The 17,613-nt window shown below is 73.4% G+C and carries 17 protein-coding genes and 1 pseudogene; 12 read left to right on the forward strand and 6 right to left on the reverse strand.

Annotated elements, in window-relative coordinates; translation table 11 throughout:
- Nucleotides 1-28: 28 nt before the first annotated feature.
- The gene (locus ACIA6C_RS09785) at nucleotides 29-649 is read left to right on the forward strand and encodes a hypothetical protein (RefSeq protein ID WP_399274089.1); all 621 of its coding nucleotides are present in this window, start codon (nucleotides 29-31) and stop codon (nucleotides 647-649) included.
- Between the two features lie 206 nt (nucleotides 650-855).
- Here the strand turns inward: ACIA6C_RS09785 and ACIA6C_RS09790 are convergent.
- A pseudogene (locus ACIA6C_RS09790) lies at nucleotides 856-951 on the reverse strand (MarR family transcriptional regulator); the annotation flags it as partial.
- Between the two features lie 90 nt (nucleotides 952-1,041).
- Here ACIA6C_RS09790 and ACIA6C_RS09795 point away from each other — a divergent pair.
- Nucleotides 1,042-1,392, forward strand: a complete 351-nt coding sequence (locus ACIA6C_RS09795) for a hypothetical protein (protein ID WP_399274091.1) — start codon at nucleotides 1,042-1,044, stop codon at nucleotides 1,390-1,392.
- Nucleotides 1,393-1,401: 9 nt separating this feature from the next.
- On the opposite strand, the gene ACIA6C_RS09800 is transcribed toward ACIA6C_RS09795, so the two are convergent.
- On the reverse strand, nucleotides 1,402-1,917 hold the full coding sequence (locus ACIA6C_RS09800; protein ID WP_399274093.1) for a hypothetical protein: 516 nt from the start codon (nucleotides 1,915-1,917) through the stop codon (nucleotides 1,402-1,404).
- 292 nt (nucleotides 1,918-2,209) lie between these two features.
- Here ACIA6C_RS09800 and ACIA6C_RS09805 point away from each other — a divergent pair, with 292 nt between their 5' ends.
- Nucleotides 2,210-2,596, forward strand: coding sequence for an NUDIX domain-containing protein (locus ACIA6C_RS09805; RefSeq protein ID WP_399274095.1), 387 nt, complete (start codon nucleotides 2,210-2,212; stop codon nucleotides 2,594-2,596).
- A gap of 86 nt (nucleotides 2,597-2,682) precedes the next feature.
- On the opposite strand, the gene ACIA6C_RS09810 is transcribed toward ACIA6C_RS09805, so the two are convergent.
- Complete coding sequence (locus tag ACIA6C_RS09810) at nucleotides 2,683-3,528, reverse strand: trypsin-like serine peptidase (RefSeq protein ID WP_399274097.1); 846 nt, start codon at nucleotides 3,526-3,528, stop codon at nucleotides 2,683-2,685.
- Between the two features lie 182 nt (nucleotides 3,529-3,710).
- Between ACIA6C_RS09810 and ACIA6C_RS09815 the strand changes: the two genes are divergently transcribed.
- A complete protein-coding gene (locus tag ACIA6C_RS09815; RefSeq protein ID WP_399274099.1) occupies nucleotides 3,711-4,796 on the forward strand; it encodes an alpha/beta fold hydrolase in 1,086 nt (361 codons plus the stop codon).
- Nucleotides 4,797-4,869: 73 nt separating this feature from the next.
- Here ACIA6C_RS09815 and ACIA6C_RS09820 read toward each other — a convergent pair whose 3' ends face one another.
- On the reverse strand, nucleotides 4,870-6,087 hold the full coding sequence (locus tag ACIA6C_RS09820) for an amidohydrolase family protein (RefSeq protein ID WP_399274101.1): 1,218 nt from the start codon (nucleotides 6,085-6,087) through the stop codon (nucleotides 4,870-4,872).
- A gap of 219 nt (nucleotides 6,088-6,306) precedes the next feature.
- Here ACIA6C_RS09820 and ACIA6C_RS09825 point away from each other — a divergent pair, with 219 nt between their 5' ends.
- From ACIA6C_RS09825 to ACIA6C_RS09845, 5 genes are all read left to right on the forward strand, one after another.
- The gene (locus ACIA6C_RS09825; protein WP_399274103.1) at nucleotides 6,307-9,351 is read left to right on the forward strand and encodes an AfsR/SARP family transcriptional regulator; all 3,045 of its coding nucleotides are present in this window, start codon (nucleotides 6,307-6,309) and stop codon (nucleotides 9,349-9,351) included.
- Nucleotides 9,352-9,526: 175 nt separating this feature from the next.
- Entirely contained in the window at nucleotides 9,527-9,748 is a 222-nt protein-coding gene (locus tag ACIA6C_RS09830; RefSeq protein WP_361134262.1) for a hypothetical protein, read from the forward strand.
- 306 nt (nucleotides 9,749-10,054) lie between these two features.
- A complete protein-coding gene (locus ACIA6C_RS09835) occupies nucleotides 10,055-10,939 on the forward strand; it encodes a DUF4232 domain-containing protein (RefSeq protein ID WP_399274105.1) in 885 nt (294 codons plus the stop codon).
- A gap of 47 nt (nucleotides 10,940-10,986) precedes the next feature.
- Nucleotides 10,987-11,739 (forward strand): class I SAM-dependent methyltransferase, encoded by a 753-nt coding sequence (locus ACIA6C_RS09840; RefSeq protein ID WP_399274107.1) that lies wholly within the window; start codon nucleotides 10,987-10,989, stop codon nucleotides 11,737-11,739.
- A gap of 187 nt (nucleotides 11,740-11,926) precedes the next feature.
- The gene (locus ACIA6C_RS09845) at nucleotides 11,927-12,661 is read left to right on the forward strand and encodes a hypothetical protein (protein ID WP_399274109.1); all 735 of its coding nucleotides are present in this window, start codon (nucleotides 11,927-11,929) and stop codon (nucleotides 12,659-12,661) included.
- 108 nt (nucleotides 12,662-12,769) lie between these two features.
- Here ACIA6C_RS09845 and ACIA6C_RS09850 read toward each other — a convergent pair whose 3' ends face one another.
- The gene (locus tag ACIA6C_RS09850) at nucleotides 12,770-14,590 is read right to left on the reverse strand and encodes a FadD3 family acyl-CoA ligase (protein WP_399274111.1); all 1,821 of its coding nucleotides are present in this window, start codon (nucleotides 14,588-14,590) and stop codon (nucleotides 12,770-12,772) included.
- A 95-nt stretch (nucleotides 14,591-14,685) separates the two neighbouring features.
- On the opposite strand from ACIA6C_RS09850, the gene ACIA6C_RS09855 reads away from it, so the two are divergent.
- From ACIA6C_RS09855 to ACIA6C_RS09865, 3 genes are read left to right on the forward strand one after another with little or no spacing between them, the layout of a single operon-like run.
- Nucleotides 14,686-15,837, forward strand: coding sequence for a lipid-transfer protein (locus ACIA6C_RS09855; protein WP_399274113.1), 1,152 nt, complete (start codon nucleotides 14,686-14,688; stop codon nucleotides 15,835-15,837).
- An 8-nt stretch (nucleotides 15,838-15,845) separates the two neighbouring features.
- On the forward strand, nucleotides 15,846-16,292 hold the full coding sequence (locus ACIA6C_RS09860; protein ID WP_399274115.1) for a Zn-ribbon domain-containing OB-fold protein: 447 nt from the start codon (nucleotides 15,846-15,848) through the stop codon (nucleotides 16,290-16,292).
- A complete protein-coding gene (locus ACIA6C_RS09865) occupies nucleotides 16,289-17,065 on the forward strand; it encodes an enoyl-CoA hydratase/isomerase family protein (protein ID WP_399274117.1) in 777 nt (258 codons plus the stop codon). The genes ACIA6C_RS09860 and ACIA6C_RS09865 overlap by 4 nt, the downstream gene beginning before the upstream one ends.
- Before the next feature lie 57 nt (nucleotides 17,066-17,122).
- Here ACIA6C_RS09865 and ACIA6C_RS09870 read toward each other — a convergent pair whose 3' ends face one another.
- Entirely contained in the window at nucleotides 17,123-17,608 is a 486-nt protein-coding gene (locus ACIA6C_RS09870; RefSeq protein ID WP_399274119.1) for a hypothetical protein, read from the reverse strand.
- Nucleotides 17,609-17,613: the final 5 nt, after the last annotated feature.

Raw genomic sequence — 17,613 nt, forward strand, 5'->3', positions numbered from 1 at the left:
GGGATGGCGCGAGCACGGGAGACATGGCGTGGAACTGTTTCTGACCCTGGTCAGCGGGGTCGCGTGGACCGGTGTGTACGCGGAGGCGATCCGGGTCGGGCTCCGCGACCGCACCTGCGCGATGCCGGTGGCCGCACTCGCGCTGAACTTCGCGTGGGAGGCCACGTACGCGGTCGCGGAACTGCGCACCGGACTCTCGGCGCAGGGCGTGGTGAACGTGGTGTGGGCGGCGGCCGACATCGCCATCATCGCCACCTACCTGCGCTTCGGGCGGGCCGGGCTGCCCCCATTCGTGACCCGGCCGCTGTTCGCGGCGTGGAGCGCACTGCTCTTCGGCACGGCCTTCGCCGTGCAGTGGCTGTTCCTGGCCCACTTCGGGATGCACGACGGGGTGCGCTATTCGGCGTTCCTGCAGAACCTGCTGATGTCCGTCCTGTTCCTCGCCCTGTACGCCGGACGCCGGGGCGGGCGCGGCCAGTCCATGGTCATCGCCGTCGCGAAGTGGCTGGGGACCCTGGCGCCGACCGTGCTGTTCGGTGCGATCGAGGACTCCCCGTTCATCCTCGGGCTGGGCGTGATGTGCTCCGTCTTCGACGTGGCGTACATCGCGCTGCTCGCCAGGGACCCGGCAGCGGCCACGGCGCTCTGACCTCGCCCCGCGCCACCCCGCCGTAGCGGACCCGGACGGTCAAAAAGCGCCGGCCGCCCCGGCCGGCCCGGAAACCCCGCCCCGTGGGGGCCCCTCCCAGCGGTAGCCGGGGGAGTTCGACGCGCGGGGCCTGGGGCGGAGCCCCGCCGCCGGTCGGCCGTGTCCCGCTCGCGATCGACGCGCCCCGGCCCGGCGGGCCCGTCCAGCACCTTGACCACATCGCCCGGGTGCAGACCCGACCGCTCGGCCAGATCCCGTTGCGGCTGCGCCCCGTGGTCGGCGAGCGCCGCGAGCACGGCCATGTCCGCACAGCCGCAGTCCGCGCGCGGCGAGAAGGGTGTGCAGCCCACCGCCGCGGCCCCGCCCACCGACCGGCCCGATAGGTTGCCCGCATGCCTTCTGCTCTCATCATCGGTTACGACCCGCGAGCGATACCCAGCGTCGACGGCGAGGCTCTTCGCGCGGATCTCGACGCGGAACTGGCCCGGTTCGCCGAACACGGCATCGACGCAGCCATGACGCTGGTCGTGTTCGGGGAGGCGGCCGAGTCCACTCTCGTCGCGTCGCTGACGAAGCACCCGTGGGACGTCGTGATCGTCGGCGGCGGGATCCGCAAGACCGAGCAGCTGCTGCCGCTCTTCGAGCAGATCGTGAACCTGATCCGTCGCCATGCGCCCCGGGCCGCGATCGCGTTCAACACCAGTGGCGGGGACAGCGTCGAGGCGGCGAAGCGGTGGCTGTGAGGCCCCGGCTTAGGCGCGGCGCTTCCCCAGGACCGATCCGAGGAGCATGACGCCGGGGGCGATTCCCGCGATCAGCGCGATGAGGGCCGCGGACGAGCCGTAAGCGCCCAGCGCCAGACCCACCGCGCCGCAGACCGACATGCCCGCCGCCAGCCAGCGCATGGAGGGCAGTCGCCAGATGGCCGCCAGGCCGAAGAAGTGCAGGCCGACCACCAGCGCGATCCAGCCCACCGTCGCCTGGGGGGCGTGCAGTACGGGATTGATCACGACGAGGCCTGCCGCTCCGACGACGACCTCGGCGGCGACGACGTACCGGTAGTTGCGGCCGAAGTCCGTACGGGCGCCGTCGGCCGCCGGCTGGTTCGCGCGGGCACGACGCAGGCTGAGCAGCAGGGCGAGGAACGCGCAGACGCCGAGCACGCGCAAGGCGATGGCGACGGGCCCGGGCATGGCGCCGGCGTTCGCCATGATGAAGAAGAATCCGAATATGCCGCCGATGAGGCGGCCTGTCTGCGTCCGTATCATCCGGTCAGTGTCACCGATGCGGATCATGCGACCAATTCCGTTTCCGCGGCTCTGACCAGGGCACTTGGCTCCCGTCCGGGCGTCGGCCGGTGGCCTCCGGCCCGGCGCGCGGCCCGTGCCGGCGCCCTCGGCGCCGGTCACCTCCGCCGGCCCCTGCCGGTGGCCTCCGCCGCCCCGACAAGAAGCCCCCTCCGACCCCGAGACCACCCGGCCCCCTCGCCCGTACGCTTGGTTGATGAACAGAACTCCACGTCAGGCAGCGCGAATTGTCGTTCTCTCCCCGACTGGATCCGTGTTCCTCTTCCGGGAGAACAACGTCGAAGTCGGCATCCACTGGCTCCCGCCCGGCGGGGGGATCGACCCCGGGGAGAGTCCCGAGGAGTGCGTGCGGCGCGAGTTGCGGGAAGAGACCGGGTGGACCGACCTGGAGCCGCAGCGGCTGCTCTGCACCTGGGAGCACGACTTCACCTACCAGGGCACACCCGTCCGCCAGTACGAGCACATCTACGTCACCAGCGGCCCCCGCCGCGACCCCGTCCCCGAGTATCCCGAGGCCCACTGGCGCTGGCTCTCGCAGGACGCGCTGGCCGCGCTCGGGGAGCCGCTGTGGCCGCCGCGGCTGGACGAGCTGCTGGCCCGCGTCCCCGCCGGACCCGTCCACCTCGGCCTGATCGCCTGATCGCCTGATCGCCTGAGGCTCGCTGGCCTGAGGCACCATGGCCTGAGCGGCCGGGTGCCCGGGCGACCGGGCGACTCAGCCCGTGATCACCGCGCCGCCGTCGCGCGGGCGTACAGGGACGCCGCGTACTCCCCCAGGACCGTGCTCGTGGAGACGTCGTCCGTGTCGCCGCCCGTCAGGATGCCGACGATCTTCCCGTCCCGGGCGATCCACGCGCTGCCGCTCGTGCCGCCCGGGAAGTCGGCGCAGTCGAAGCGCTGCTCCGTCGCCTTCTCGCGGACCGACACCGCCGTGCACGTACGGGGCACCTTGCGGTCGGCCGGGTAGCCCGTCACCGTGACCTCCTCGCCGGTGCGGCCCGAGGTGTCCAGGACGGCCGCGCCGGTGACGTCCTCGATGTTGCGGCCCGAGGCGTCGGGGGCGAGGCGGGCGAAGGCGAGGTCATAGTCGTCGTTCCCGTCGTCCGTCCAGCGTTCGTCCTCGTAGACCTCTTCGAGCTTCCACGCGCCGTACGGGGCCGACCCGTTCGCGTACGCGGGTGCGAAGACGGCACTGCCCGCCCCGCCCTTGCCCGCCACCAGGCAGTGCCCGGCGGTGACGATCAGGTTCCGGCCGGGACTGTGCACGACGGTCGCGGTGCAGAAGTGGTCGCCGTCCACACCGCCCTCGAACAGCGGCCCCGTGAAGGCGGACGGGCCCCCGGGGCGCGGGTTCACCGGTGACGAGCTCGGCCGCGGCGCCTTGGACAGCTGGGGTTGCTTCGGGGATTGCGAACGTGACGTCGGACTGGGCGAAGCGCCTGCCGGAGGGGCCGACTTCGGATGCGCCGCCACCGTGCCGCCCGCGGCCGGCACCACCGTCGTCATGGCCGCGGACGCGCCCAGCGCCGCCACCCCGCACAGCACCGCGGTCACCACGGTCCGCTTGTCCACCACCGCCACCCTCCCCACTTTGCTCTGGCGAAGCATGCCCTGGCGCCCCTGCCGCCGCAAGGGCGGGTGTCCGCCGAGGTCCCGGACTCCACCATCGCACCTCCGGAACAAGGGTGTTGACACGACCTGGCGAACACCCCACACTCCTCTGCATACACCGGAAACAGTTTATGGAGGACACAATGTTTTTCGAAGCCGTGGTGACCGCCACTGCCCTCGCCGCCGCGCCCGCCGCCCTCTTCGGCCACCGCGCCCTGCGCCGGCTCCAGGGCGCCCGGGCACTGCGGATCGACTCCCTCCGCGGGATCGACGAGCAGGGCTTCGTCCGCATCGGCGGCATCGAGCAGTGGGTCTCAGTGCGCGGCGAGGACCGCGGCAACCCCGTGATCGTCGAGGTCCACGGCGGCCCGGGCGCCCCCAACTCCATCCACACCGTGCGCACCCGCGCCTGGGAACGGCACTTCACGATCGTCCGATGGGACATGCGCGGCGCCGGCAGGACCTTCGGCCGCGGCGGCCCCGGAGGCCAGGGGGAAACCACCTTCGCGCGGCTCCACGAGGACGCCCTGGAGGTCGTCCGCCACGCGTGCCGGCGGCTCGGCGTGCGCAGGGTCGTACTGGTCGCCAACTCCTTCGGCAGCGCCTTCGGCCCGCGCCTGGTCCGCGAACACCCGGAGCTGTTCTCGGCCTATGTCGGCACCGACCAGAACGTCCCCGACCCCGACCGCGACGCCCGCGACCACCAGGCCCTCCTGGAGCGGCTGCGCGCCGCCGGGAAGACGCGGCAGCTGGCGCGGGTCGAGGCCCTCGGCGCCGACCAGCGCGCGTGGGGCGTCGGGGAGCGGGCCGCGTACGCCCGGCTCCGCGCCCAGAGCGACCCGCTGACCTTGGACACCCTCAAGAAGGTGGTGCTCGGCTCGATGTGGCTGTCGCCGCTGCACACCCTGCGCGACCTGCGGGACTACTTCAAGGGGCAGAAGTTCTCGGAGCGGGTCGCCGAAGGCGCGACGGGGCCCGGCGGCGGCCGCGGTGACGGCACGCGCTTCGAGGTGCCGTTCTTCGTCTTCCAGGGCGAGCTGGACGTGCTCACCCCGCCGGAGCGGGCCAAGGCCTTCTTCGACGCGGTCGAGGCGCCGGTCAAGCACTTCGCCCTGATCGGGGGCGCGAGCCACTTCGCCTCGTTCCGCCGCCCCGAGGCCTTCCTGGAACTCCTCCTGACCCACGTCCGGCCGGTGATCACGGCCGAACGCGTCGGGGAGGCGAACTGACGGCCGGGTGGCGAACTGACGAAAAGGGGCGCCGCCGCCCCCCTCGCCTCCGCCGCGGGGCCCCCTCACCCCGTCAGCCCGCCCACAGCCCCTCCGCCGTCAGCCCCAGCAGGTCGATGGCGTTGCCCCGCACGATGCGCTCCACGACGTCCGGGGCGAGGTGCCCCATCTGGGCCTCCCCCACCTCCCGCGACTTCGGCCAGGTGGAGTCGGAGTGCGGGTAGTCCGTCTCGTAGAGGACGTTGCCCACACCGATCGCGTCGAGGTTCCGCAGTCCGAACGCGTCGTCGAAGAAGCATCCGAAGACGTGCTCCGCGAACAGCTCGGACGGCGGCCGGTGGACCTTGTCCGCGACGCCGCCCCAGCCGCGGTTCTCCTCCCACACCACGTCCGCGCGTTCCAGGATGTACGGGATCCACCCGATCTGGCCCTCCGCGTACATGATCCGCAGGTTCGGGAAGCGCTCGAACTTGCCGCTCATCAGCCAGTCCACCATCGAGAAGCAGCAGTTGGCGAAGGTGATGGTGGAGCCGACGGCCGGCGGGGCGTCCGCCGAGGTGGACGGCATGCGCGAGGACGAGCCGATGTGCATGGCGATGACCGTGCCGGTCTCGTCGCAGGCCTGGAAGAAGCGGTCCCAGTCGTCGGTGTGGACGGAGGGGAGCCCGAGGTGCGGGGGTATCTCGGAGAAGGCCACGGCCCGCACCCCGCGGGCGGCGTTGCGGCGCACCTCGGCGGCGGCCAGGCGGGCGTCCCAGAGGGGGACGAGGGTGAGCGGGATGAGGCGGCCCTGCGCCTGCGGTCCGCACCACTCCTCGACCATCCAGTCGTTGTAGGCCCGCACGCCGAGCAGTCCGAGTTCGCGGTCGGCGGCCTCGGTGAAGGTCTGTCCGCAAAAGCGCGGGAAGGTCGGGAAGCAGAGGGCGGACTGGACGTGGTTGACGTCCATGTCGGCGAGCCGGTCGGGAACCGAGAAGGAGCCCGGGCGCATCTGCTCGTAGGTGATGACTTCCAGTTTGATCTCGTCGCGGTCGTATCCCACGGACGTGTCGAGGCGGGTGAGCGGGCGGTGCAGGTCCTCGTACACCCACCAGTCGCCGATGGGCCCGTCGTCGCCCTTGGCCCCCATGACGGGAGCGAACTTTCCGCCGAGGAAGGTCATTTCCTTCAACGGGGCGCGGACGACGCGGGGCCCGGTGTCGCGGTACTTGGACGGGAGCCGGTCCCGCCAGACGTGCGGGGGCTCCACCGTGTGGTCGTCCACCGAGATGATCTTCGGGAAGGTCTCCATGGGTACTACGGTAGCGCTGATCTGACGGATCGTCAGCTACTCGTGCAGCGGCAAGCAGCCGCAGCGGTCCGGCAGTCCGCCCGCGGCGCGCCGGCCGTACGCCGGCAGTCGGCCGGTTGTGCGCCGATCAGGAGGGGATCACTCCGCCGCGGGCTGACGGGTACGTGCAAGACAGGGCAGACTGGCCCTTACACCGACGGAAGGCAGGGGGGACGACAGATGGACGGCATACCGGCCATCCCGCACCAGCGGAACCACCCCGAGGCGGCCCGGAGAATCCCCACGACGGCCCAAGCCCCCGTCCCGTCCACCGCCGGCCCCGCCGACCCCTGCCCCGCCGACGCCGCGCCCACCGCCCCCGCCACCCGCTTCGCCGTCCTCGGCACCGTCCGCGCCTGGCGCGGCGCCGAGGCGCTGCCCTCCGGCAGCCCCCAGCAGCGCGCCCTGCTCGCCGCGCTGCTGCTGCGCGACGGCCGCACCGCCACCGCGCCCGAGCTGATCGACGCCATCTGGGGCGAGGAACCGCCACAGCAGGCGCTCGCCACCATCCGCACGTACGCCTCCCGGCTGCGCAAGGTCCTCGACCCGGGACTGCTCGTCTCCGACGCGGGCGGCTACGCCATCCGCCTGCACCACGCGGCCGCCCTGGACCTCGGCGTCGCCCGCGCCCTCGCGGCCGACGCCGACAAGGCCCGCGCCGCCGGGGACCGCGTCCTGGCCCGTGCGCTGCTCGCCCGCGCCCTGGACCTGTGGGACGGCGAACCCCTCGCCGGTGTCCCCGGACCGCACGCCGACACCGAGCGCACCCGCCTCGCCGAGTGGCGCCTCCAGCTGCTGGAGACCCGCCTCGACCTCGACCTGGAGGTCGGCCACCACGCCGAGGCCGTCTCCGAGCTGACCGCCCTCACCGCGGCGCACCCCCTGCGCGAGCGGCTGCGCGAGCTGCTGATGCTGGCCCTGTACCGCAGCGGCCGTCAGGCCGAGGCCCTCGCCGTCTACGCCGACACCCGCCGCCTCCTCGCGGACGAACTCGGCGTCGACCCCCGCCCCGAACTCTCCGCGCTCCAGCAGCGCATCCTGCGCGCCGACGCCGAACTCGCCCGCGCCGAGGACGCGCCCCCGACGGCCGCCCCCGTCGCGGTCCGCCCCGCGCAACTGCCTGCCACGGTGCCGGACTTCACGGGCCGAGCGCCCTTCGTCAGCGAGCTCGGCGAGATCCTCTCGGGCGCGGAGGGCCAGGTCATGGCCGTCTCCGCGCTCGCCGGCATCGGCGGGGTCGGCAAGACCACCCTCGCCGTGCACGTCGCGCACGCCGCCCGGCCGCACTTCCCCGACGGCCAGCTCTACGTGGACCTCCAGGGCACCGAGACCCGCCCCGCCGAGCCCGTCGCCGTCCTCGGCTCCTTCCTGCGGGCGCTCGGCACCCCCGACACCGCCATCCCCGACACCGCCGCCGAACGGGCCGCGCTGTACCGCTCCACGCTCGACGGCCGCCGCGTCCTGGTCCTGCTCGACAACGCCCGCGACGCGGCCCAGGTGCGCCCGCTGCTGCCGGGCACCGCGGGCTGCGCCGCCCTCGTCACCAGCCGGGTCCGCATGTCGGGCCTCGCCGGAGCCCACCTCGTCGACCTGGACGTGATGAGCCCCGACGAGGCCCTGCAGCTGTTCACCCGGATCGTGGGGGCCGAGCGGGTCGGAGCCGAGCGCCAGGCCGCCCTCGACGTGGTCGGCGCCTGCGGGTTCCTGCCGCTCGCCATCCGCATCGCCGCCTCCCGGCTCGCCGCCCGCCGCACCTGGACCGTGTCCGTCCTCGCCGCGAAGCTCGCCGACGAACGCCGCCGCCTGGACGAGCTCCAGGCGGGCGACCTGGCCGTCAAAGCCACCTTCGAGCTGGGCTACGGGCAGCTGGAGCCCGCCCAGCAGCGCGCGTTCCGCCTCCTCGGGCTCGCCGACGGTCCCGACATCTCGCTGCCCGCGGCCGCCGCCGTGCTGGACGTGTCCGAGCACGACACCGAGGACCTCCTCGAAGCCCTGGTCGACTGCTCCCTGCTCGAATCCGCCGCACCCGGCCGCTACCGCTTCCACGACCTCGTACGCCTCTACGCGCGTGCCTGCGCCGAACGCGACGAGCAGCCCCCGGACGGGCGCACCGCCGCCCTCGACCGGCTCCTCGACTTCTACCTGGCGACCGCCGCCGGGGTGTACGCGCTGGAGCGCCCCGGCGACCGGCTGCCCGCGCACATGTCCGCCACCCGCCACCCGGGCCTCGCCTTCACCGAGGCCCGCGCCGCGCTGGACTGGCTGTTCGCCGAGGCCGACCCGCTGCTGGCGTGCGTACGGCAGTCCTCCGTACGCGGCGCCGAGCGGCCCGACGTACTGCGCCGGGCGGTGGACCTGCTGTGGGCGGCGAAGGACCTCACCGAGTCCGGGGCCAACTCCAAGCAGTACGAGTCCGCCGCCCGCGCCGTGTGCGAGACGGCGCGCGCCGTGAAGGACCCGTACGCCGAGGGCCGGGCCCGCACCACGCTGACGATGGTCCACCTGGTGGCGGGCCGCTTCGCGGAGGCCGACGACGAGGCGCGCCGGGCGATGGCCCTGGCCCGGGAGGCCGACGACCCGCTGCCCAGCTGCTGGGCGCCCAACGACCGCGGGATCATCGCGCTCTACCAGGGGCGGCACGCCGACGGCGAGCGGTTCCTGCTGGAGGCGATCGCCAACTTCCGGGCCGACGGCAACTTCGTCGGCGAGGCCAGCGCCCTGTGCAACCTCTCCCGGATCCACGTCGAACTCGGTCGCCTCCCCAGCGCCATAGACCTCGCGCAGCAGGGCATCGCGATCTACGACCGGATGGGCCTGACGCTGCGCCTGGCCAACGGCCGCTACGCGCTGGGCATCGCCCTGACCCAGGCGGGCCGGCTCGGGGAGGCCCTGGAGCAGTTGGGCGAGGCGCTGTCGCTGTTCCACGAGAACCGGCAGCCGCTGTGGGAGGGCGTGACGCACTTCCGCCTCGCCGAGGCGCATCTGGCGGCCGGCCGCCCGACGCTGGCCGCCTCGCACGCCGAGCAGGCCATCGCGCTGCGCGGGATCGGCGGCGAGTGGCGGCGGGCGACGGTGCTGACGGTGCTGGGGAAGGCCCTGGTGCGGCTGGGGCAGCGGGACCGGGCACGGGTGTGCTGGCGGGACGCGGAAAGCGTGTTCGCGCAACTGGGTTCGGCGGAGCTGGCCGAAGTCCGTACCTTGCTGGCTTCGCAGTTGGCCGCCTGACCTGCGCGGTAGCCCGATGAACGGGCCGTTCATCGTTCGTTTATCGCCGCCCGCCATGATGAATGCATCGGCTCGGCGCGTCGGGGGGCTCGCGGGTCGACTGGAGGACTACCCGTTCGGCGGTCCACGGGGGAATCGCCGAACGGGCCCGACTCATCCATCAGGAGATCCGACGATGACGACGAACGAGAACACCCTGCCGAGCACCACCCTGCCCGACAACGCTCCGCCGAACGAAGGCGACATCAAGCCGCTCGACAACCACGCGTCGGGCATCGAGATCAAGCCGCTCGACAACCATGCCTCGGGCGGTACGCCGCTGCCCGGGCAGGAAGACAGGGCTCTGGACGCGGACATCGTGACGCTGGACAACCACGCGTCCGGACCGCGCCCGTAGCCGAGGCGAGCACAGCACGTACGGGGGACGTACGGGGGAACGTACGGGGGACGTGCGGCGCACAGCACGGGGGATCCACGGGGGAAAAGGTACGGGGGAAACGTACGGGGGACGTACGGGGGAAGCCCGCAGGGATGCGTACGGGGGGATACGTACGGGGGAGACCTGGGGGCTCGTACGGGGGAACGGCGGCCGCGGTGGCCCGGGGGGACCACCGCGGCCGCCGCACGTCGTTGTGACGGCCCTGTGACCGGAGGCATGGCTTCCGTCACAGCCACGGGCATCCGCTCCTGATCTCCTGGGGCGATGCGCCCCGCCCCCAACGCCCTCGCCGCCTGCGTCCTCGCCGCCACCCTGCTCCTCACCGGATGCGGAACACGCACCGCCGCCTCCGGCCCGGCCGGCGGCTCCGCTGCGCCGAGCTGCGCCCCCACCGCCGCGGGGCAGGCCGCCTCCGAGCACGACGGGGTGAGCCTCATCAGCGGGGAATGCGGTCCCTCCCCCGCCACGGGCGCCGCCTTCCGGGTCAGCAACACCGGCGCGGAAGCCCTCACCTACACCATCACCTTCAGCGTCCGGCACGGCTCCGGCCCGTCCGCGGACACCGTCCGGCAGACCGTGGCGTCGGTGGGCCCGGGACAGAGCGTCACGCGCACCGTCGAGGGATCGGACACCGCGTCCGGAACCGGGGCGCAGGTGCGGATCTCCAAGGTGCGGGCCGTACCCGCCGCCGAGGCGCCCGAACCCGCGGGCGCCTGCCCGCCCTCCGGGATCCGGGTCACGGCCGACGACGGTGACGCCGCCATGGGCCTGCGCGTCGTGGGGATCCGGCTGACCTACTGCGGCAGCGGCCGCTACGCGCTCGACGGCTACCCCGGCCTCCAGCTGCTCGACGAGGGCCGCAAGCCGGTGGCCGGCGTCGAGATCCTCCACGGCACCGCCGACATCTCCACGGGCCTGGGAGGGGACGGACCGCCCGCGCCGCTGACCCTGGGCCCGGGCGAGTCGGCGAGCGCCACCCTGGCCTGGCGCAACACCACCGGCTTCGGCGACGCCGTGAACGCGCCGTACGCGAGGGTGACGGCGAAGCCCGGGGCCGCGGCCGTGACCGTGGTACCGGAACTCGACCTCGGGACCACGGGCCGGCTCGGCGTCGGCGCCTGGCGCAAGGACCGGCCGCGCACGCCCTGAGGCCGGACGCACCGGCCGCGGCGGGGGAACGCGTCTAGGCTGGAGGGGTGTTCACCTCCCAGGGGCCGACCCTCCGCGAACTGGCCGTGCAGGCACTGACCTCCGTCGAGCGCGGCTACGACCTGCTGGCGCCGAAGTTCGACGAGACGCCGTTCCGCACGCCGGTCCGGATGCTCGACGCGGTCGAGGAGGCCCTCGCCCAGCACGAGGGGTCCTTCGGTTCCGGGCTGGACCTGTGCTGCGGCACCGGCGCGGCCCTCCCGCTGCTGCGGCGGCTGTGCCGGGACCGGGTCACCGGGGTGGACCTGAGCGCCGGCATGCTGCGGCAGGCCGCGCTGGGTCTCCCCGACGGGGCCGACCTCGTACGGGCCGACGCGCTGGCGCTGCCGGAGGCACTCACGGCTTCCTACGACCTGGCCGTGAGCTTCGGCGCCTTCGGTCACTTCCTCCCCGAGCAGCGGCCCGACCTGTTCTCGGGCATCCACCGGGCGCTGCGCCCCGGCGGGGTGTTCGCGTTCCCGATCGGGGCGCCCGTCGGGCCGACGTCCCCGCTGTGGTGGGCGGTGGCCGGCTTCGACGCGGCGATGCGGGTCCGCAACGCGGTGTGGCGGCCGCCGTTCGTCATGTACTACCGCTCCTTCCCGTGGGGACCGGTCCGGGCCGACCTGCACGCGGCGGGCTTCGCGGTGGACACCGTCGCGCTGGAGCACTTCGGCCGCCGGCCCGACGGCACTCCGCGCTGGCGCCTGGTGCTGGCCCGCAAGCCCCGCCAGCCGGTCCTTCGCGCCGACAGCGCCTAGCAGAGCCCGTGCACGGACGGGAGCATTCCGGTAAACGTTGTCCATTCTCCGGCAAAGAGTTGGCCGGATCCTTGCCCTGTCGGGGGCGACCGGATGGGATGCGCGAGTCCCTTTACCGAGTCACCAATCCGTGACGCACCGGATGTCCGGTACGTCACGGATGCGAACATCGAGGTCGAGTCACACCGTGCGTCAGATACCCTCCGCCGCCAGGCTTCTCTCCGTCGCGGCGCTTCCGCTGGCGCTGACCGCCTGCTCCTTCTCCACCCCGAACGCCGCCCCGAAGGCCGCGGCGCCGGCCGCGGGCTCGTCGGCTGCCGCCGCGACGCCGGCCGCCGATCCCGACAAGGGCCTGCTGACCGGCAAGCAGCTCAAGGCGGCGCTCGCGCCCGTCTCCTTCTTCCCGGCCGGCTTCACCGCCGACCCGGAGGGCGCACGCGACACCGGCGAGCGCTACCAACTGCCGGCCACCGCCGAGGTGCCCACCCCCGACTGCACCAAGCTCGGCGGGACCTCGTGGACGGAGATCACCGGGATCACCGGCGTCTCCTTCGCGCAGAACGCGTACGTGAACAAGAACTCCTCCGAGGAGTTCGCCCAGGAGATCGACGTGTACCGGGGCACCACCGCCACGACCGTGCTCGACGCGCTGGGCAAGATCTCCAAGGCCTGCCCGAGCTACAGCGACGGCGACACCCACGCCAAGGTGACGGTCACCGAGAAGCCCCTGGCGGGCGTGGGTGACGGCGCCTGGACCATCACCCAGACCAGCCCCGCCTGGCAGGGCGGCACCACGCTGGTGGCCGCGCGGGTCGGCACCTCCGTGGTGACCGTGCTCGTCAGCAGCAGCACCGACACCGGCCTGCCGGGCGGGACGAAGCTGACCAAGCAGCTGGTGGCGTCCCTCACGGGCAAGGCCTGACGGCAACCGCCTCCGTCCGCGGTGCCGCTCATTCCCCCGGCGGCACCGCCGGGCTCGGCGGGCACGGCGGCAGCGGCACCGCCGGGCGCGGCGGGCGCGCACCCCGCCTCAGGGCCGGGTGCGCAGCTCCCGCTTGAGGACCTTGCCCCCGGCGTTGCGCGGCAGCTCGCTGACGAACTCCACCGTGCGCGGGACCTTGTAGTTGGCCATCTCCCGGCGGGACCAGGCGATCAGGTCGTCGGCGGTGAGGGTGGCGCCGGGGCGCCGGACCGCGTACGCCTTGCCGACTTCGCCGAGGCGCGGGTCGGGGACGCCGACGACGGCGACGTCCGCGATGTCCGGGTGCAGGCCGAGGAGCTGCTCGATCTCGGCGGGGTAGGCGTTGAACCCGCCCACGATGAACATGTCCTTGATCCGGTCGGTGATGCGCAGGTTCCCGGCGGTGTCGAGGACTCCGACGTCGCCGGTGCACAGCCAGCCGTCGGGGGTGATGGCCCGCCCCGTCTCCTCCGGGTCCTCGAAGTAGCCGCGCATGACGTGGTGGCCGCGCACCAGGACCTCGCCGGGGGTGCCGGCCGGTACCGGGTCTCCGCCCTCCCCGGCTATCCGTATCTCCGTGCCGGGGATGGCGCGCCCGGAGGTGGCGGCGATGACCTCGGGCGGGTCGCCGCGGCGGCACATCGTGACGATGCCGCCGGCCTCGGAGAGCCCGTACGCGGTCAAAACGGTGGCGATGTGCAGTTCGCCCCGCAGCCGCTCGACGAGCCGGAGCGGGACGACGGCCGCGCCGGTGACGACCAGGCGCAGGGCGGACAGGTCGTGGTGGTCGCGGTGGGGATGGTCGAGGAGCGACTGGTGCAGGGTGGGCGGCCCGGGGAGGACGGAGATCCGTTCGGCGGCGACGTTGGCGAGGACGGTGTCGACGTCGAAGACGGGTTGGGGGACCATCGTCGCCCCGCGCATCAGGCAGGCCATGATCCCCGCCTTGTAGCCGAAGGTGTGGAAGAACGGGTTCACGATCAGGTAGCGGTCGCCTTCGCGCAGTCCGGCGAGTTCGCTCCACACGTCGTAGCAGCGCAGGGTCTGGGCGTGGGTGATGACGGCGCCCTTGGGGCTGCCGGTGGTACCGGACGTGAAGATGATGTCGGACGGCGCGTCGGAGCGGAGGGAGTCGGCGCGTTCGCGGACGGTCGCGGCCGGTACGGCGTCACCGCCGGCCAGGAAGTCCTTCCAGGTGCGGAACGCCTCGGGGGCGTCTTCCGCGAGGACGACGACCTGTTCGAGGTGCGGGAGGCCGGGCAGCGGGCCGGTGCCCTGTCCCTCGGCCGCTGCGCGACGCAGGGAGGCGACGTAGGAGGTGCCGAGGAAGGTGCCGGTGACGAAGAGGAGACGGGCCCGGCTGCGCTGGAGTACGTACGCGGCTTCGGCGCCTTTGAAACGGGTGTTGAGGGGGACGAGTACGGCGCCCGCGGTGAGGGCGCCCAGGGCGGAGACGATCCATTCGAGGGTGTTGGGCGCCCATACGGCGACCCGGTCGCCGGGTTGGATCCCGGCGGCGAGGCAGGCGGCCGCGACGCGTTCGACGCGTTCGCCGAGCTGGGCGTAGCTGATGCGGACGCGGCCGTCGGCGACGGCCTCGCGGTCGCGGAAGCGGGCGGCGGCGTCGCGCACGAGGCCGCCGATGGTGCCCCAGCGCAGGTCGCCGCGCGGGTCGGCGGCGTCGGCGGGGGGACCGGCGGGACCGGCTGCGGCGCGGGCCGCGGTGCCGTCAGGGGCCGCGTTGCCGTCAGGGGCCGCGGTGCCGGTCCGGGACGCCCCGGCGGCCTCGGCGAGGGGCTCGGCGAGGCGTTCGGCGAGGGGCACGCCGCCTTCACCGGCCGGTCGGACGCCGTCCCGTCGGTGCGTCCCGTGCTGCTCCTGGTCGCCCATCGCGTGCCACCCTCCCCGGTGCCAGTAGCTGACTATCCGTCAGATTAGCTGTAGCCTTCGCGGCTGTCAGCACTGGCGCGCACCCGGAGGTGGCGATGGCGGCAACGCTCAAGGACGCTACGGCAATCGTCGGCATCGGCCAGACCGCCTTTGCCAAACGACTGCCGGGCAGCGAAAAGGAATTGGCCTGCCGTGCGATCCTCGCGGCGCTCGCCGACGCGGGCATCGCACCGGCCGAGGTGGACGCCTTCGCCTCGTACACGATGGAGGAGACCGACGAGGTGGAGGTCGCCAAGTCCGTCGGCGCCGGCGACGTCACCTTCTTCTCCAAGGTCGGCTACGGCGGCGGCGGCTCCTGCGCGACGGTCGGCCACCTCGCCGCCGCCATCGCCACCGGCCAGGCCTCCGTCGGCGTCGCCTGGCGCTCGCGCAAGCGCGGCTCCGGGCCGCGCCCCTGGAAGAACACGACCGTGCAGCTGCCCACCCCCGGCCAGTGGACCCGCCCGTTCGGGCTGCTGCGTCCGGCCGACGAGATAGGCATGCTGGCCCGCCGCTACATGCACGAGTACGGGGCCACCCGCGACCACCTCTTCAACGTGGCGATGGCCTGCCGCAACCGGGCCAACGAGAACCCCGCCGCGATGATGTACGAGCGGCCGCTGACCCGCGAGATGTACATGACCTCCCGCTGGATCAGCGAGCCGCTCTGCCTCTTCGACAACTGCCTGGAGACCGACGGCGCTCTGGCCTGCGTCATCGTCTCCGCCGAGCGGGCGCGGGACTGCCGCCAGAAGCCGGTCTACGTCCACTCCGTCGCCCAGGGCCTGCCCGCGCAGCACCACGGGATGGTCAACTACTGGAACGAGGACCCGCTGTCCGGCCCGGCGTGGACGGCGGCCCGCCACCTGTGGAAGCAGGCCGACTTCGGGCCCGATGACGTGGACGTCGCCCAGATCTACGACGCGTTCACCCCGCTGATCCCCCTCTCCCTGGAGGGTTACGGCTTCTGCGGGCGCGGCGAGGGGGCCGCGTTCACCGAGGGCGGGGCGCTGGAGATGGGCGGCCGGCTGCCGATCAACACCGGCGGGGGCGGCCTGTCGGAGGCGTACGTCCACGGCTTCAACCTGATCAACGAGGGCGTCAAGCAGCTGCGCGGCATCTCCACCGCACAGGTGCCGGACGTCGCGACGTGCCTGGTGACGGCGGGCGAGGGTGTCCCGACGTCCGCGATCTTGCTGAGGAGCTGACACCGACCATGACCGCGCCCGCCGAAAGCCTCCTCCTCCCGGTCCCGGACGAGGACGGGGCCCCGTTCTGGGAGTACGCCGCCCGTGGTGAGCTCCGTGTCCAGGCCTGCGCCGACTGCGGCAGGCTCCGCTTCCCGCCGCGGCCCTGCTGCCCGCACTGCGGGTCGTTCGGCTCCGAGTGGCGGCTGATGAGCGGCCGGGGCCGGATCTGGTCGTTCGTACGGCCGCACCCGCCGCTGCTGCCCGCCTACGCGGCGCAGGCGCCGTACAACGTCATCCTCGTGGAGCTGGCGGAGGCTCCGCTGATCCGGCTGGTGGGAAACCTCGTCACCTCGGCGGACGCCCCGCTGGACTCGGTGGATCCGGCCCGGCTGCGGATCGGGGCGCGGGTGCAGGTGGTGTTCACGCAGACGGGCGGGATGAGCGTGCCGCGCTGGGTCCTGGAGCGGCCGTGACGGTACGGGTGGAGCGGGAAGGGGCGAGCGGTGTCGCGGTCGTCACCCTGGACCGGGAGCGCCGCCACAACGCGATCGACCTCGCGACGGCGGCAGAACTGGGCGCGGTGTGGCGGGAGTTCCGCCGCGACGAGGGCGTACGGGCGGTGGTCCTCACGGGGGCGGGCACGGCCGCGTTCTGCACGGGCATCGACCGGGGGGTGGAGGTGCCGCAGCCCGCGTCCCCGTACTCGGCGGACGATCCGCTCCTGACCATCGGTCCGAAGGCCAACGACCTGTGGAAGCCGGTGGTCGCGGCCGTCAACGGCATGGCGTGCGGCGGGGCGTTCTACCTGCTGGGCGAGTCGGAGTTCATCCTCGCGTCGTCGTCCGCGACGTTCTTCGACCCGCACACGACGTACGGGATGGTCAGCGCGTACGAGGCGGTGTACATGGCCCAGCGGATGCCGTTCGGGGAGGTGGCCCGGATGTCCCTGATGGGGACGGCGGAACGGCTCTGCGCGCGGCGCGCGTACGACATCGGCCTGGTCTCCGAGCTGGCCGAGCCCGGGGAACTCCTGGAAGCGGCCCTGCGATCGGCGCGGACCCTGGCCGGCTTCCCGACGGAGGCCGTGCAGGGCACGGTGCGGGCCCTGTGGTCGGCCAAGCAGGCGGCGCTCCGGCAGGCCTTCGACCAGGCGCCGGCCCTGATCGCGCTGGGCAACCTGCCCCCCGCGGACCAGGCCGCCCTCTTCACCGGCCGCCGCGCGGCACCGGAACCCCGGGTCCGCTAGGCCGTTTCTTCAGGAGCGCCCGGGCTCGGCGGCCCGCACAGCGGCGGGGCGTACCGGTCAGCCCCGGACGACGGTCCCGAGTCGGCAGCCGGTGACCGCCGCGGCCTTCGTGGGGTCGCTGAGCGGGATCTCGATGGTGCGGGTCTCGCCCTGCTTGAGCGTGACCCGGCCGGAGGTGCGCTCGACGGTGCCGGACGCGCCGTCGAAGGTGATCGGGACCTCGACCGTGCGCTCGGTGCTCGCGAGGGAGGTGACCCGGACCGTGGCCTTCGAGGTGGCGGGACCGGCGCAGGTGACGACCTCGGCGCGGGCGGGGGCGCCGGTGGCGGTGGCGGTGGGGGTGGGACTCGCCGTCGACCCGCTGCCCCTGGTGGTGTTGCGGTCGTAGGTGGTGGTTCGGTTGGAGCTGCTGCTGCTCCTGTCGCTCCTGGAGCTGGAGCAGCCGCCCCCGCCGCGGCTCTTGTGGCCGGACGAGAATCCCGTGAGCGCCAGCACCACCGTCACGAGCACCGCGCCGAACCTGATGCGACGTGCGACCGTCATGGCCG

Source organism: Streptomyces sp. NPDC051578 (genome assembly GCF_044454045.1).
Lineage (GTDB): Bacteria > Actinomycetota > Actinomycetes > Streptomycetales > Streptomycetaceae > Streptomyces.

Excerpts from the sequence above, each read along its gene's own strand:
- ACIA6C_RS09870 (WP_399274119.1), bottom strand. The coding sequence starts at position 17,608 with ATGACGGTCGCACGTCGCATCAGGTTCGGCGCGGTGCTCGTGACGGTG.
- ACIA6C_RS09855 (WP_399274113.1), top strand. The coding sequence starts at position 14,686 with ATGGCGGCAACGCTCAAGGACGCTACGGCAATCGTCGGCATCGGCCAG.
- ACIA6C_RS09815 (WP_399274099.1), top strand. The coding sequence starts at position 3,711 with ATGTTTTTCGAAGCCGTGGTGACCGCCACTGCCCTCGCCGCCGCGCCC.
- ACIA6C_RS09850 (WP_399274111.1), bottom strand. The coding sequence starts at position 14,590 with ATGGGCGACCAGGAGCAGCACGGGACGCACCGACGGGACGGCGTCCGA.
- ACIA6C_RS09825 (WP_399274103.1), top strand. The coding sequence starts at position 6,307 with ATGGACGGCATACCGGCCATCCCGCACCAGCGGAACCACCCCGAGGCG.
- ACIA6C_RS09800 (WP_399274093.1), bottom strand. The coding sequence starts at position 1,917 with ATGATACGGACGCAGACAGGCCGCCTCATCGGCGGCATATTCGGATTC.
- ACIA6C_RS09795 (WP_399274091.1), top strand. The coding sequence starts at position 1,042 with ATGCCTTCTGCTCTCATCATCGGTTACGACCCGCGAGCGATACCCAGC.
- ACIA6C_RS09835 (WP_399274105.1), top strand. The coding sequence starts at position 10,055 with ATGCGCCCCGCCCCCAACGCCCTCGCCGCCTGCGTCCTCGCCGCCACC.
- ACIA6C_RS09860 (WP_399274115.1), top strand. The coding sequence starts at position 15,846 with ATGACCGCGCCCGCCGAAAGCCTCCTCCTCCCGGTCCCGGACGAGGAC.
- ACIA6C_RS09830 (WP_361134262.1), top strand. The coding sequence starts at position 9,527 with ATGACGACGAACGAGAACACCCTGCCGAGCACCACCCTGCCCGACAAC.
- ACIA6C_RS09820 (WP_399274101.1), bottom strand. The coding sequence starts at position 6,087 with ATGGAGACCTTCCCGAAGATCATCTCGGTGGACGACCACACGGTGGAG.